The sequence below is a fragment of the Blautia sp. HCP3S3_D9 genome (assembly GCF_052063845.1).
In the GTDB taxonomy this organism is placed as follows: Bacteria; Bacillota; Clostridia; order Lachnospirales; family Lachnospiraceae; genus Blautia_A.
Genome location: NZ_JBQHWS010000013.1, coordinates 14319 through 27096, shown reverse-complemented (window position 1 = coordinate 27096; position 12778 = coordinate 14319). Strand labels below are relative to the sequence as shown.

Below are 12778 nucleotides of genomic sequence, written 5' to 3'. Positions count from 1 at the left end.
GAATATGGCAATAGGAGAAAGAATTCATCATTTCCGACTTCTGCGTGGATTCACGCAGAAATATTTAGGTCAACAGTTAGGATTCAGCGAATCGCAGGCTGATGTCCGTATTGCACAGTACGAAAAAGGCGCACGCAGCCCAAAGGAAAACTATCTGAATGCACTGGCTGACATTTTCGATGTATCTCCCCATGCACTGGCAGTCCCGGACATTGACAGTTATGTAGGACTGATGCACACCTTATTTACATTAGAAGATCTTTACGGACTTCATATCGGGGAGATTGACGGAGAACTCTGCCTCCGGTTAGATAAATCCAAGGGAACCACCTACCTTTCTATGTTTGATATGTTCCATGCATGGCAGGAACAGTCAGAAAAACTAAAATCTGGGGAGATCACCAAGGAAGAATATGACCAGTGGAGATATAATTACCCTTCAATAGTTCATAAAAGCTAACTAAACAATTCTGCTATAATACAAATAGAAAAATATTCATAAGGAGGTATTGAAATGTTTTTTACCGATATCAGTTATGTAGTTCATCCTGTAGGAAGAATCACACCAACCGGAATTTCTTTACTTGGTACCGCTTTTTTTATTAATAAGCCCGGAATCCTTGCAACTGCCTCACACGTTGTTGGAAATAACGACAATGGCCTTGTTATAATCATGAACAGAGTTAACTCTATACAGGACTATCAAGATACTTCAAATATGCAAGTGTCTTATGTCCCAGCCAAAATCAAAGAAATCAATCCTATTTATGACGTATGCCTATTAGAAGTTCCTCAAACCATTCAATCCACTTTAGATTTAACTTCAACCGACTCAGTGCATGTTGGAGAAAATATTTCTATCTTTGGTTACCCGCATTGTGATCACGGCCGAATGGTTTTAACACAGCAAAATACTTCTGTTGGAGCAAAAATTCTTATCAATTCCTCTGGGATAAAGGCTAAGAATATTGTCCTAAATATACAATCACGCCCTGGACAATCTGGTAGCCCCATAATAGTTCCTGGTAGTTCATCTATATCAGCTATGCTTATAGGCTCATATGCGCCACAAGTAACAAATGGTGGAATAAGTATCGGCGGTATTGATCCACAAACTCTTCATCAAACTACTCATGCTATTTCGGCTGCATACATAAAGGAGATGACTGAATGAATACCATAAAAGATATCTTTACTGAATATCCCAATTCATGGATACAGTGTCTTCCTAAATATCAGCAAAATGTAATCAATGAATTGTATTCCCAGCTAGGTGACTATAATCAAGTAGCAACTTCGTGGCTTAATGCTTCAATGCCAATGAATGTTCCGTTTGGTACTGAAAAAGGGCATTCCATTTTTTATGAAAAAGTATTAGATGAAATCGAAGCCTTCTTTTCTGGCGATGAACGATATAAAGAAAATCGTCTAGCTATTCTAAAAGAATCTGGTGCTGCACAAAACTTTATCGTCGGTTCTATATCCGTTGCCCTAGCTCCAATACTTAGAACCTCTTCAGCATTTTTAGCACCCGTAATCGCTATTATTTTAGTAACAATAGCAAAAATTGGAATTAATGCTTGGCTCGCTGCTCGTAAAGAGAAGCACAATTCTGATTCCTCTAATTCATAATTTTGCAATGCAAAAAGGCCTTACCAAATTGATTTCACTCAATTCAGTAAGACCTTTTTTGCTGGTTTCACACATATTACCTGATAACCACAGGATACCTGATAAATAATACCAAAATATCCAGTGTTATCATTTTGTTATCAAATAGAACCTTGATGCCCCTCAAACGCCCTGTTTATGCAGGTTCTCAGATTTTTTTCATTATTCAAACTCCTTTGCGGACTGCGTTTCATGACACGCAAAGGCTGTTATTAGAGGTTTATATTTCGAACGTGCGTTCTGTTTTTGTGTTTTTCGCACCGCTTATGAAGAAATAAACTCCAAAATAACTCCATTTTACTCTTTATTATTTTGTTGTACTTCTCTTGCGTAAAGAATGTCCAACGCCTGGAATATTACATTACTCATAGTCTGATAATGTCTCTCTGCATAAGATACTAGCTTTTCTTTTTGCTCTGGTGACATCCTAATTCTCAGACTAGAATCTTTGCCGTCTAATGATGGTTTTCTAGGCATCTTTCTCTCCTCCTTACATTTCATAGTTTAACACGAATTGATACAAGTGTCAATCTCGTTTTGTTAATATCACCCATTTCCCTTTTTGGCTACTTCCCTGCCTCTTCAGATAATTCTTTTCCTTCAATTTGGTTATATAATACTTCACACTAGCAAGATTCCAATCTAACGCATTAGCCATTTCTTTCTGCGTGATTGAAGGTTGCATACGTACAAGATTCAGAATTTCTATTTCTTTCTCACTCAGTACATTTTCATCTTCCACTTGGTCTAATCTCTCTAAATCTTGGTTAGCTTGGTTAGTAGCTTGGTTAGCTTGGTCAGTTATTGGATTGACTCGGAACAACTCTACCCGAAACATATTATCAAATTCCTGAAATCTCGGCTTTGGAAGTCCATACTCTTCTGCAGCATTAAGGATTCTTTTTATTCCGCTTCCCCATGCCTCTACAAGTCCCATCTGACTGAATATATTGGCAATGCCTTTATTCCTGATCTTCGAATGACCATTCATGACTTCCTCATAAGTTAATCCGTTATATAATCCACCCGGAGATGTCACCTCCAATCTGTCATCATAAACTGCGACCTGAATACAGGATTCATCTAATAGGTTACGGTGACAATGGGCATTAATAATCATTTCCCTGATTGCTTCCGGTGGTAACTCATATTTCTCTTTTCGCACCAATCCGTCAATTGTTGCTCCAAGCCGAATATTTCTCAATACAAAATCTACTGCTTCTTCGATTTGTGTATAGATTGGTCCTGTAAATTCTCTCTTATCCAGAAACATTGCACGATCTGTTCCCTTGAATACCGCACATTGTGTTTTGGAGAATGAAAAATAATCTGATGTCAGCAACGCATAGGCATTCGTTGCCAGAAGCTGTCCCTCGCTCTGCTTCAAAATTTTCCAGTTTATCAGCTGCTCTTTCTTTACAGAATGTTCTGACATTCCTGCTTTCTTCCGGAACTTTTCAATATCCTGACAAAGTTTCTCTGTTGCTTCCTCTGAAACAGGATAACCCACACAAGTAAGCTCATCCCATGAGATTCTGGCCCCTTCCATTTCCAGTTCTTTTATCTTCTCCGGAAATGCCTGTCTTGATGTACCTGCTACACGGATATAAGTGCCATTATCTTTTCCCTTTGATTTTAGATAATACGGTCTGTTCTTTCCAGCTTCTACTGATACAACAATGACCGTTTTCCCGTCTACTGTCTGTGGCTCAATATCAGGAATGATCTGTGGCACACAGGAATCAGAAACTGCATTGGCAATTCCATCCATCAGCTGAAACAACACATCATTTTCCACACCAACAATCTGGTGTGTTTTATCGTCTACTCCAACAATCAGCTTGCCACCTTGTGTATTGGCAAAAGCTACGATTGTCTTCATGTACTTTTCACTTTTATCAGGTAAGGATACCTTGTACTCAATATTTTTCGATTCCCCGGAAAACATAGTATCTTCTACCATTCTTTCACTCCTACTCTATACTCGCACCACTGGTACGAATAATTCTATTTCCAGAGCAATCTTCTCTGGATCATTAACACTATTATACGTTCTATTCTTCTTTTCTATCAAGCAAGAAAACAAAACAGTTCATTTCTTCTTACCATTTTCTTCTGTTCTTTTTTGATGCCAGATAAAGTCTCGTCATCTCATCCATGAAAATAGTTTTGTCCTCATTGGTCATAGTTCCACTGGCAAATAAAGCAGCTACCTGTTCAAGAATCTGCCTTGCCTGTTTAGCACCAGCATATTCACTTGGCTCATCATTACCCAAGCACACGGTTTCATTATCATTCATAAGATAAGAAACCTGACACTGAAATGCATCTGCCAGTTTTTGATATAAACTACTCTGCTTCGGATATCGTCCTTCAACTTCCCAAGATCGAATTGTTCTATGAGAAACGCCCACCATATCACCCAGCTTTTGTTGAGTCATTTTTTTCTCTTTTCGCAACTTCCTAATTTTATCACCAAATGTTGTCATAAGTATACATCTTTCTCCTATGAGTTTTGTACATGCTTTATTTTTCTAACCACAATAAAAGTATATCATTATGCAAATAAAAAGAGAACCCGACATCACAAGCAAATTTGATGATGCGGGTTCCCTTCCCTCTTTATAGATCAATACCTTTTATTTTTTCATCTTATGATCCGATGGCAATCTCACTTCTTAATGACAACTGTGGCTTCCACATCCATGCTCGCCACATGTATGTCCTTCCCCGTGGTTGTGCTCGTGATGAGAACATTTCACATCCGGATTATACTCAAGTGTTTCATTGATAAAAGCTTCTACTGCTTCATCCGCATCTCCGGAAACTCCTCCGAAAAGCTTGATGCCTGCTGCCGCTAACGCTGTCTGTGCGCCGCCTCCAATTCCGCCACAAATCAAAACGTCTGCATTCAATGCATTAAGAACTCCTGCCAATGCGCCATGTCCACTTCCATTCGTATCTACTACTTCTGAATGTACTACTTTTCCTTCCTCTACATCGTAAATCTTAAATGTCTCTGTGTGTCCAAAGTGCTGGAAAATCTGTCCATTTTCATATGTTACTGCTATTCTCATGATACCTTCTCCTTTTTCTGCTGCATATTTTTTGTAAATTTCCTGTTTGTAACATCCTCCAAAGCTGCAGTTGCCGCTCTGACCGTCACAGATTCTGAAATCTCCGCCCTCAATTTTGAGTGGATGCCCGTCGATAAGTGCATCTGCGATCTTTTTCCTGGCGATCTCGTAAATTCGCTGGACCGTTGTTCTTGCGACTTGCATAGATGCTGCACACTGCTCCTGACTGTAACCTTTCTTGTCCAAAAGACGGATTGTCTCGTACTCATCTACCGTTAGAACAATGGGTGTTTTTTTCTCAGTATCATCTGCCGGAAGAAATTCTAAAACATTGGGGAAATGACAGACTTTTCTGCATTTTACTGGTCTCGGCATAAACTGCTCCTTTCTCGCTTTTCTTATATAATAGCCCTATAAAAGGCATATGTCAATAATGTTTTTGACATATGCCTTTTATGAATCACCTTATAGTATTACTTCTTTTCATTATTTTTTAATTTACAGATACCCTGCGTCATTGTTCCCATTGGACAAAATGTACACCAGGTTCGTGGCTTATATAACACCATTACGATCAACCCTAACAACAAAGATGTAAGCATCAAACTATAAAATCCAAAACTAAACTGTGCCACCCAATCAGCTACTGTTCCGGCAGTGTATGTCCATCCCCACGGAACACGGAAGGTCCAGAATAATTTGATGGCTTCACGCAAGGATGATGATCCGGCACCAACTAAATATGTCTGAAATACCATATTCCCAAACATTGTAAGGAAAAATATCAAAAAGCCGTATCGGAACCATTTTGAACTCATCCATCGCGGGGTTGGTTTATTTCTTGAGCATTTTAAATCCCCACCGAGCTTACTAAAAAGCTGGCCACGTCCACACAAATGATTACAGAAAAATTTATTTTCACCGAATATCGCTATTCCTAACGGCAACAGGAAATCAATCATCCCAAACCAAGCAAACAAAATATTAAAAAAACCGAGAGCAAAATAAAGGATCGCCCATATCCATAAATAATCATACCAATGTTTCTTTTTCTTCACATCGCTGTCCTCTCTTTCATTTCAATACAACCTGCCGGACAGGACTTTGCACATTTTCCACATCCTACACACACTGTTTCTTCTACCACAGCATAACATCCATGGTAAACTTTGACAGCTGCCAGCGGACAAGTATTTTCACATACTCCGCAGGCAACACATCTTTTTTTATCGACACTTGCCATTCTTTTTGCCAATGCTTTGTTCCCCTTTCAAATTTTGTATCTCTATTGTACCTGAAAAAGGTAAATCCTTCTGTGATATTATTACATAAGAATTTACCTTGAACGCTAATCATTACAATGACATATTTTTATTATACATTACCTTTATATTTATATATGATGTTTAGAATTTCCTCAGTTGTTCGAATAATTTCTTTTTGTTTTTCTTTCATTGTTATAGATTTGCTTTCTTCTTCAGCTAACGAAGAGTAAAGGTGAATGGTATTAGCATGATTCCATATCTCATCGTAAATTTTCTCGATTTCATCAGCACTCCGAAATGCCTGGTCTGTTTGCATTTGCAAGTGTTCTCGTTGCTCTTCCAGATGATTCATCCGTTCTTGTAACTGATCCCTTTCTTTCTGCAATCGATCATGTTGTGCTTGCAGTTGATCTATTTGTATTTTAATTTCGCTCATCTTTTCTTTCTGTCTCCGCATAAGCATCATCAAATATACAACTACAACTACAAATACAAATAATAGTATTATGTACAGCATAAACTTCTCCTCACGACACATATATTTCGACGGTTTTCCGCAAATCAACTATTGATAATGGCATAGAAAGAACAGTTAGTTTTCCTGAATTCTTTTTAATTTCAACAGCATCAGGATTGCCTGTGATTAAAATTACAGGTGTTGTCCTGTCCGCACGCCATGGCTGATTCGGTTGGCTCGTCATATCTTCGGTAACAATCCAAAGATCCGGCTTATGTCTGCCTAATCTTGTTTTAGCACTTTCCGGTGTGTAAAACAGCATGATCTGATCTGAAATAAATTGCAATGTTTCTTTTAATCCTTTTGCATAACGTTCACTGCCACAGACCAGTGCAATAATAGAAGCAGCTTTCTTTTTTTGTGTTACCTGAATAAAATCCAAAACTGGTGTATTATAGAGACTAAAGTCTTTTTCCAAATGAACTTTATCATAATAACTCTTTGCTGCCTTGCACATCCTCAGACAAAACTGTTCTATGTCTATACGAATATCGTTTCCGTTCTCCTGTATGTTCATACTTTCCAACTGACAAACTGACATTCCACAGTTTAGTCCAAGATGAAAGCGTATATTATTTTCATCATTCAAAAATCCTTTATTTTGATGAAGATATTCACATCGAAGCTGCCAACAGCGTTCTCCGCAAATATATGGCTTTTCATCGGATTGAGATAGTTTAAAGTAGTCCCCTGCATATTCATCAAACCAGCGAATATACTGGGTTCCCACATCACGGGTCGGATTCTTTTGCCGATCCAGCATAACCCGGCCATCTCGATAATGTTTAACAATTTCCGGGAAAGCAATACCTCCGCAAATATCTGGCAAAGTCAATGCCAATGCCAGTGCAGACTGCCATCGTCTATCTACAATATTCAGTTCTACTTCTTCAATTCGGTCCAAAAATGTAAAACTGACATCTCCCTGCATTATTTATCCCTCCCTCATATTCACAACAGTCATGTACTATAGTCAGTATATTTTTATTTATGGCATATGTCAATTATGTAATTGACGCATCTAAAAAAAGTAAGTATACTATGTTCGTAAAGGAGATAACTGTTATGAGCTTCGAAAATTATTTTCCACTATGGAATGACTTAAATACAGCACAGAAAAAAGTAATTTCAGACAATTTGATTACACGGGATGTAAAAAAAGGAACGATCATTCACAACGGAAACCTGGATTGTACTGGATTATTACTGGTTAAATCCGGGCAGCTTCGAACTTACATACTTTCAGATGAAGGACGAGAAATTACACTTTACCGCCTGTTCGATATGGATATGTGTCTTTTATCCGCCTCATGTATCATGCAGTCCATTCAATTTGAAGTAACCATTGAAGCAGAAAAAGATACTGATCTTTGGATCATCCCTGCTGAAATCTATAAGGACATCATGAAGGAATCGGCTCCCGTCGCAAACTATACCAATGAATTAATGGCTAGCCGTTTTTCTGATGTCATGTGGCTGATTGAACAGATCATGTGGAAGAGTTTGGATAAGCGTGTTGCTTCATTTCTTTTAGAAGAGACCTCTATCGAAGGAACAAATGAACTGAAAATCACTCACGAAACTATCGCAAACCATCTTGGTTCCCACAGGGAAGTGATCACTCGAATGCTTCGATACTTTCAGGGCGATGGTCTCGTCAAACTCTCACGCGGCAAAATCACCATCCTTGATTCGAAAAGACTGGAAACACTACAAAGATCATAAAACTGTTTTTCTATGACATCTAAAGAATCCTCCATTTATCAGAATTGTGAAAGTCATTCTAATAAATGGGGGATCTTTTTACGCTACAAGTAAATTATAAAATTATTGTGATTATTTTTTAATAATCCATACCACATGCATATGCCCTTTCAATCAGCGCACGGTCATTAACCACTGCATCATAGAAGCGGAATCCACCGGAGAAGTTGTATGTTTCATAACCGTTTCCTTCCAGAATACGGCTGGCAATGTAGCTGCGCAGACCACTTTGGCATATCAAGTAAACAGGCTTTCCCTTCTCAATTTCATTGATACGTTCCCTTAGTTCATCTACAGGAATATTTCTGAATCCATCCATATGCCCCCTATTAAACTCACCTACAGTTCTCACATCCAGCAATACAACACTTTTATCTTTAGAAATCTTATCCATATCTTCCAGATGCCATTGTTTTAAGGTACCTTTTGCTATATTGTCTATCATGAATCCTGCCATATTTACAGGATCCTTGGCAGAGGAATACGGCGGTGCATATGCAAGATCCAGATCTTTCAGCTGGGTTGCCTTCAGCCCTGCATGAATTGCTGTTGCCAGCACATCAATACGTTTATCAACTCCTTCATATCCAATAATCTGAGCACCAAGCAAACGATAAGTCTCTTTTTCAAAAACCACCTTCATGGTCATCACTTTTCCACCAGGATAGTAACCGGCATGACTCATAGGAGAAAGAATTACTGTATCTACATCTAATCCTGACTTTTTGGCATTGGTTTCATTGATACCTGTAGTGGCTGCTGTCATATCAAATACTTTGATAACGGAGCTTCCCTGACTGCCCAGGTAACGGCTGTCACCACCACAAATATTATCAGCGATGATCCTGCCCTGCTTGTTGGCTGGTCCGGCCAAAGAGATCAGCGCATCATCACCCGTAACATAATGTTTTACCTGAACTGCATCACCTGCTGCATAAATATCCGGTACAGAAGTTTCCATTCTGTCATTCACTACGATACTTCCCTTGATGCCAAGTTCCAGACCAGCTTCTTTTGCTAATGCTGTGTCTGGTGTAACTCCGATTGCCAGCACCACCATATCAGCCTGAAGGGATGGATTATCTTTTAATAGAACCTCTACTCCATTGTCCTTTTCTTTAAATCCTTCTACTGTATAGCCCAGTACCAGTTTTATCCCATGCTTTCTCATTTCATTATGGATCATGGATGCCATATCCGGGTCAAATGGGTTCATCAGCTGCTTAGGCCGCTGGACAATTGTAACATCCATGCCAAGCTCCCTCAAATTTTCTGCCAGTTCCAGACCAATAAAACCGCCACCTGCCAATACAGCCGATTTTGGATGATTCTTATTTATATATTCCTTTATCCGAAAAGTGTCTTCTACAGTACGAAGTGTAAAAAGTTTATCCATACCTACTCCGGGAAGTCTCGGCTGTGTTGGCTTTGCACCTGGAGAGAGGATCAGCTTATTATAGTTTTCTTCAAATATCTCACCATTCTCTAAATTTTTCACTGAAACCGTTTTTCGTTCCGGATGTATGGAGATAACTTCATGATGAATTTTCATGTTAATACGGAATCGTTTAAAAAAACTCTCTGGTGTCTGTAGTGTAAGTTCTTCTGGGTCTGTGATCACGTCTCCGATATAATATGGAAGCCCACAATTCGCATAGGATATGTATCCGGATCTTTCAAACACAGTAATTTCTGCATGTTCATCCAATCTTCGTATTCTTGCTGCAGCTGTAGCTCCTCCGGCTACACCGCCTACGATTATTACCTTCATCTTATTTTTCCACCTTTCCTGAATAAGCAGCAATGCCACCAATATTATTTACTTTAGAATATCCCATTCGTTGCAACATCCCAGTTGCTTGACGACTTCGGGCTCCGGAATAACAGTATACAAACAGCGGTATTTCTGTATTCTTCACTACCGAAACAACATTGTTAAGTTGTTGCAATGGCACATTTTTACTTTCTGGTATATGCCCTTCCTGATATTCCTGCGGCGTACGAACATCCAGCAGAACTGCACCAGCAGTCTTTTTATATTCCTCTATCCCTTGATTAATATTCGCCTGTTTTAAAAAATCAAAAAATCCCATTAACGCACCTCCTTAAAGCATCTCTAAGATTGCCTTCTTAGGTCTTGCCCCTGAAACTTTTGTTACAATCTTCCCATTCTTCATAACCACCAAAGTTGGAATACTCATAATACCAAATTTACTTGCCAGTTCTGGCTGCTCATCCACATTGATCTTTCCAACTTTGATATCAGGGCGTTCACTTGCTATCTCCTCTATGATAGGAGCCACCATACGACAAGGAGCACACCAAGGAGCCCAAAAGTCTAAAAGAACGGTTTTCTCGGAATCCATTATTTCATTCTGAAAATTATTTTTATTGATATTAATAGCAGACATTTTACAGTCCTCCTTGTTTTTTCTTTTGTGGCTTTATTATAATCTGAAATTCATTTGTTTTCTGTGATATCATCACATTATTATCATGATTAATTTTTAACTAATTTATTTTTTCATCTTATGATCTGATGGCAGTCTCACTTCTCCGGTCCTTTTCTTCATAATCGAGTTCTGTGTCTCCATCTGTGTTGGAATATAATCGCTTTCCTGCAGAAATGCACCTGCCGCCTCAGCATATGATTCATATCCAGCTGCTTTCATCCTCTTCAACATTTTTGCCAAAGCACTGTTCTTGTCTCTACTCACCTGACGTGTGCTGATGCCCAGTTCCTCTGCTGTTTCTTTAACCTGTTTTCCCATGATAAAATAATCGCTCACGATTTTCTTTTCTTTCTCTGTCAGATTGCTGAAGAGTTCTTTAAAGAAGATCTCAGTTGTAATATCCGATGCAATGTCACGTCCACTATCTGCGATAAAGTCTGTCGCACAACCGTTTTCTGATTCTAATCCACAAAATAATACTGTATTATTTCTCTGATGCTGCTGATCAAACATATAATGTTCCTTATTATAAAAAATATTAAGAACTTCCAGCTCTTCTGCTGTAATATTAGCGTATTTCACCTTCTGATATCTGTCGTAAAATGTGTATTTTCTTTCTTCCATGATTGTTTCTCCGATTTGTCGTTTTTGTTGATTTGATTTGTGACAAATCGAAAATCATGGATATCTGGCATAATGCCTGCCTCTTCCCTGCATCTTGATATGCTCTTCCTTTCCGGCATCTACCTGTTAAAAAGGAAGCTTTTTCAAATCTGCAACCTGTTTTTGGGTATAAAAAAAGGCCATGCCCTTCCGGGCACAGCCTGACGCCTTAAAATTTGAGAAAAGAAAAACCTCCGCAAACATTACGTCTGCGAAGGTCTATTTCTCTCAGCATATCAATTCTAACATGCACGTATTTTCATTGTAATACCATTCACATGCCAGTTTACTGTCAGTTCACTGCCACTTTACTTCCACTTTTCTTCCAGTTTATTTCCTCCATCTTATTCTGTATCTTTTCCGGACGTGTAAATGCCCAGAGCATTGTTGCATACAAACGGATTGCTTTCTTACGGTTTCGATAATAAGTAGTGCTTGGCATATCATCCAGCATCAGCATCACATCTTCATTGGTATTTCCTGCTTCAAAATATCTATATTTCAAAAGCCGATAATACAGCTGTCCATTTTTTGGATAATCCCTCAAAGCTATCAGGGAATCTCTCATGATTTCCAGCAAACAGAGATTCATATCATTATTCAGAAGCTTTTCCTGGATTCTGCGTTTCTCTGCAGTCGCATCGAAATCTACCAGATCATATAACATTTCCTTCAGATGCTTCCCTTCCTCTGCATACATTTCATAATCTATATCCACAAGGTTCTTCTCAATACGGAACATTACTTTAGTATACTGACTCAGCAATAATTCCGTATTCTTATAAGCATCCTCTGCCACTTCTTCCATATTGATAAACATATCCTGTATTCTCTGCATAATTGTCCTCCTTCCCGACCGCTTCCGCAGCCAGACCAATCATTGTATTGTTTGTTCCATTCACAGTCTGTCACTGTCCTAACATCTCTTCATGCAGATTCCGCAGAAATATCCGCTGTGGGATAGCTTCTATTTCTGGCTGATCGGCAACTGTATGATCTATTGAAAGCAATCGGTTCTCACGGGAAAGGATGTATCCCCGACTGCTGATGTTCTCATCGAATATCTATCTCTCCAAAGGGGGCCCTGATTCAGGGCTCCCTTTTAGGACGCCGTTATTTACGTTCCATAAACCATTTATAATTTTCTTCATAAGTCAGATGACAGATTTTTCCACCCACCTGACAGGTATAACGATATCCGGTTCCGCCAGCTTTTCGGCTGGCACAACGCTCCGGTTTTGAAACCTTATCAATCGCATACTTACGTCCATCTTCCCAGACAAACGCTGTAGGGATCAATTCTCCTTCCCGGCTGAATACTGCCAGGACATCTACATACACTTTAGCTGTCATTACAAAACACCTGCT

General features: G+C 39.0%; 18 protein-coding genes. 4 read left to right on the top strand and 14 right to left on the bottom strand.

The window, feature by feature from the left end:
* Positions 1 to 4 precede the first annotated feature (4 nt).
* The 3 genes from ACTNES_RS04785 to ACTNES_RS04775 are packed head-to-tail and all read left to right on the top strand — an operon-like array spanning position 5 to position 1632.
* Positions 5 to 460, top strand: a complete 456-nt coding sequence (locus tag ACTNES_RS04785; protein WP_441038650.1) for a helix-turn-helix domain-containing protein — start codon at positions 5 to 7, stop codon at positions 458 to 460.
* Positions 461 to 514: 54 nt separating this feature from the next.
* Entirely contained in the window at positions 515 to 1174 is a 660-nt protein-coding gene (locus tag ACTNES_RS04780) for a trypsin-like serine peptidase (RefSeq protein ID WP_441038648.1), read from the top strand.
* The gene (locus ACTNES_RS04775) at positions 1171 to 1632 is read left to right on the top strand and encodes a hypothetical protein (protein WP_441038646.1); all 462 of its coding nucleotides are present in this window, start codon (positions 1171 to 1173) and stop codon (positions 1630 to 1632) included. Before ACTNES_RS04780 ends, ACTNES_RS04775 begins: the two co-directional genes overlap by 4 nt.
* Before the next feature lie 336 nt (positions 1633 to 1968).
* Here ACTNES_RS04775 and ACTNES_RS04770 read toward each other — a convergent pair whose 3' ends face one another.
* The 8 genes from ACTNES_RS04770 to ACTNES_RS04735 form a co-directional block, all read right to left on the bottom strand.
* Positions 1969 to 2148 (bottom strand): hypothetical protein, encoded by a 180-nt coding sequence (locus ACTNES_RS04770; RefSeq protein ID WP_117499425.1) that lies wholly within the window; start codon positions 2146 to 2148, stop codon positions 1969 to 1971.
* Between the two features lie 49 nt (positions 2149 to 2197).
* Positions 2198 to 3634: an AlbA family DNA-binding domain-containing protein gene (locus ACTNES_RS04765; RefSeq protein WP_073106959.1), complete on the bottom strand. Its 1437-nt coding sequence runs from the start codon at positions 3632 to 3634 to the stop codon at positions 2198 to 2200.
* Between the two features lie 139 nt (positions 3635 to 3773).
* Positions 3774 to 4160 carry a helix-turn-helix domain-containing protein gene (locus ACTNES_RS04760; protein WP_044924454.1) on the bottom strand — a complete coding sequence of 129 codons (387 nt, stop codon included), beginning with the start codon at positions 4158 to 4160 and terminating at the stop codon, positions 3774 to 3776.
* Positions 4161 to 4349: 189 nt separating this feature from the next.
* On the bottom strand, positions 4350 to 5123 hold the full coding sequence (locus ACTNES_RS04755; protein WP_073106964.1) for a NifB/NifX family molybdenum-iron cluster-binding protein: 774 nt from the start codon (positions 5121 to 5123) through the stop codon (positions 4350 to 4352).
* A gap of 98 nt (positions 5124 to 5221) precedes the next feature.
* Positions 5222 to 5806, bottom strand: a complete 585-nt coding sequence (locus ACTNES_RS04750) for a 4Fe-4S binding protein (protein ID WP_055195153.1) — start codon at positions 5804 to 5806, stop codon at positions 5222 to 5224.
* On the bottom strand, positions 5803 to 6003 hold the full coding sequence (locus ACTNES_RS04745; RefSeq protein WP_222891075.1) for a 4Fe-4S binding protein: 201 nt from the start codon (positions 6001 to 6003) through the stop codon (positions 5803 to 5805). Before ACTNES_RS04745 ends, ACTNES_RS04750 begins: the two co-directional genes overlap by 4 nt.
* 119 nt (positions 6004 to 6122) lie before the next feature.
* Complete coding sequence (locus tag ACTNES_RS04740) at positions 6123 to 6449, bottom strand: hypothetical protein (protein WP_222891074.1); 327 nt, start codon at positions 6447 to 6449, stop codon at positions 6123 to 6125.
* 91 nt (positions 6450 to 6540) lie between these two features.
* Entirely contained in the window at positions 6541 to 7461 is a 921-nt protein-coding gene (locus ACTNES_RS04735; protein WP_028086467.1) for a hypothetical protein, read from the bottom strand.
* Between the two features lie 110 nt (positions 7462 to 7571).
* On the opposite strand from ACTNES_RS04735, the gene ACTNES_RS04730 reads away from it, so the two are divergent.
* A complete protein-coding gene (locus tag ACTNES_RS04730) occupies positions 7572 to 8255 on the top strand; it encodes a Crp/Fnr family transcriptional regulator (RefSeq protein ID WP_044924472.1) in 684 nt (227 codons plus the stop codon).
* Positions 8256 to 8373: 118 nt separating this feature from the next.
* Here the strand turns inward: ACTNES_RS04730 and ACTNES_RS04725 are convergent, their stop codons facing one another.
* From ACTNES_RS04725 to ACTNES_RS04700, 6 genes are all read right to left on the bottom strand, one after another.
* Positions 8374 to 10065 carry an FAD-dependent oxidoreductase gene (locus ACTNES_RS04725; protein WP_028086466.1) on the bottom strand — a complete coding sequence of 564 codons (1692 nt, stop codon included), beginning with the start codon at positions 10063 to 10065 and terminating at the stop codon, positions 8374 to 8376.
* A 1-nt stretch (position 10066) separates the two neighbouring features.
* On the bottom strand, positions 10067 to 10387 hold the full coding sequence (locus ACTNES_RS04720) for a rhodanese-like domain-containing protein (protein ID WP_028086465.1): 321 nt from the start codon (positions 10385 to 10387) through the stop codon (positions 10067 to 10069).
* 12 nt (positions 10388 to 10399) lie between these two features.
* The gene (gene trxA / locus ACTNES_RS04715) at positions 10400 to 10705 is read right to left on the bottom strand and encodes a thioredoxin (RefSeq protein WP_028086464.1); all 306 of its coding nucleotides are present in this window, start codon (positions 10703 to 10705) and stop codon (positions 10400 to 10402) included.
* A gap of 105 nt (positions 10706 to 10810) precedes the next feature.
* Positions 10811 to 11371 (bottom strand): sigma factor-like helix-turn-helix DNA-binding protein, encoded by a 561-nt coding sequence (locus tag ACTNES_RS04710; RefSeq protein WP_028086463.1) that lies wholly within the window; start codon positions 11369 to 11371, stop codon positions 10811 to 10813.
* Between the two features lie 331 nt (positions 11372 to 11702).
* Complete coding sequence (locus ACTNES_RS04705; RefSeq protein WP_026650125.1) at positions 11703 to 12248, bottom strand: hypothetical protein; 546 nt, start codon at positions 12246 to 12248, stop codon at positions 11703 to 11705.
* A gap of 275 nt (positions 12249 to 12523) precedes the next feature.
* The gene (locus ACTNES_RS04700) at positions 12524 to 12763 is read right to left on the bottom strand and encodes a hypothetical protein (protein WP_026650126.1); all 240 of its coding nucleotides are present in this window, start codon (positions 12761 to 12763) and stop codon (positions 12524 to 12526) included.
* Between the last annotated feature and the right edge of the window lie 15 nt (positions 12764 to 12778).

Excerpts from the sequence above, each read along its gene's own strand:
- ACTNES_RS04700 (WP_026650126.1), bottom strand. The coding sequence starts at position 12,763 with ATGACAGCTAAAGTGTATGTAGATGTCCTGGCAGTATTCAGCCGGGAA.
- ACTNES_RS04720 (WP_028086465.1), bottom strand. The coding sequence starts at position 10,387 with ATGGGATTTTTTGATTTTTTAAAACAGGCGAATATTAATCAAGGGATA.
- ACTNES_RS04730 (WP_044924472.1), top strand. The coding sequence starts at position 7,572 with ATGTTCGTAAAGGAGATAACTGTTATGAGCTTCGAAAATTATTTTCCA.
- ACTNES_RS04725 (WP_028086466.1), bottom strand. The coding sequence starts at position 10,065 with ATGAAGGTAATAATCGTAGGCGGTGTAGCCGGAGGAGCTACAGCTGCA.
- trxA (WP_028086464.1), bottom strand. The coding sequence starts at position 10,705 with ATGTCTGCTATTAATATCAATAAAAATAATTTTCAGAATGAAATAATG.
- ACTNES_RS04710 (WP_028086463.1), bottom strand. The coding sequence starts at position 11,371 with ATGGAAGAAAGAAAATACACATTTTACGACAGATATCAGAAGGTGAAA.
- ACTNES_RS04780 (WP_441038648.1), top strand. The coding sequence starts at position 515 with ATGTTTTTTACCGATATCAGTTATGTAGTTCATCCTGTAGGAAGAATC.
- ACTNES_RS04770 (WP_117499425.1), bottom strand. The coding sequence starts at position 2,148 with ATGCCTAGAAAACCATCATTAGACGGCAAAGATTCTAGTCTGAGAATT.
- ACTNES_RS04775 (WP_441038646.1), top strand. The coding sequence starts at position 1,171 with ATGAATACCATAAAAGATATCTTTACTGAATATCCCAATTCATGGATA.
- ACTNES_RS04735 (WP_028086467.1), bottom strand. The coding sequence starts at position 7,461 with ATGCAGGGAGATGTCAGTTTTACATTTTTGGACCGAATTGAAGAAGTA.
- ACTNES_RS04765 (WP_073106959.1), bottom strand. The coding sequence starts at position 3,634 with ATGGTAGAAGATACTATGTTTTCCGGGGAATCGAAAAATATTGAGTAC.
- ACTNES_RS04705 (WP_026650125.1), bottom strand. The coding sequence starts at position 12,248 with ATGCAGAGAATACAGGATATGTTTATCAATATGGAAGAAGTGGCAGAG.
- ACTNES_RS04785 (WP_441038650.1), top strand. The coding sequence starts at position 5 with ATGGCAATAGGAGAAAGAATTCATCATTTCCGACTTCTGCGTGGATTC.
- ACTNES_RS04740 (WP_222891074.1), bottom strand. The coding sequence starts at position 6,449 with ATGAGCGAAATTAAAATACAAATAGATCAACTGCAAGCACAACATGAT.
- ACTNES_RS04755 (WP_073106964.1), bottom strand. The coding sequence starts at position 5,123 with ATGCCGAGACCAGTAAAATGCAGAAAAGTCTGTCATTTCCCCAATGTT.
- ACTNES_RS04760 (WP_044924454.1), bottom strand. The coding sequence starts at position 4,160 with ATGACAACATTTGGTGATAAAATTAGGAAGTTGCGAAAAGAGAAAAAA.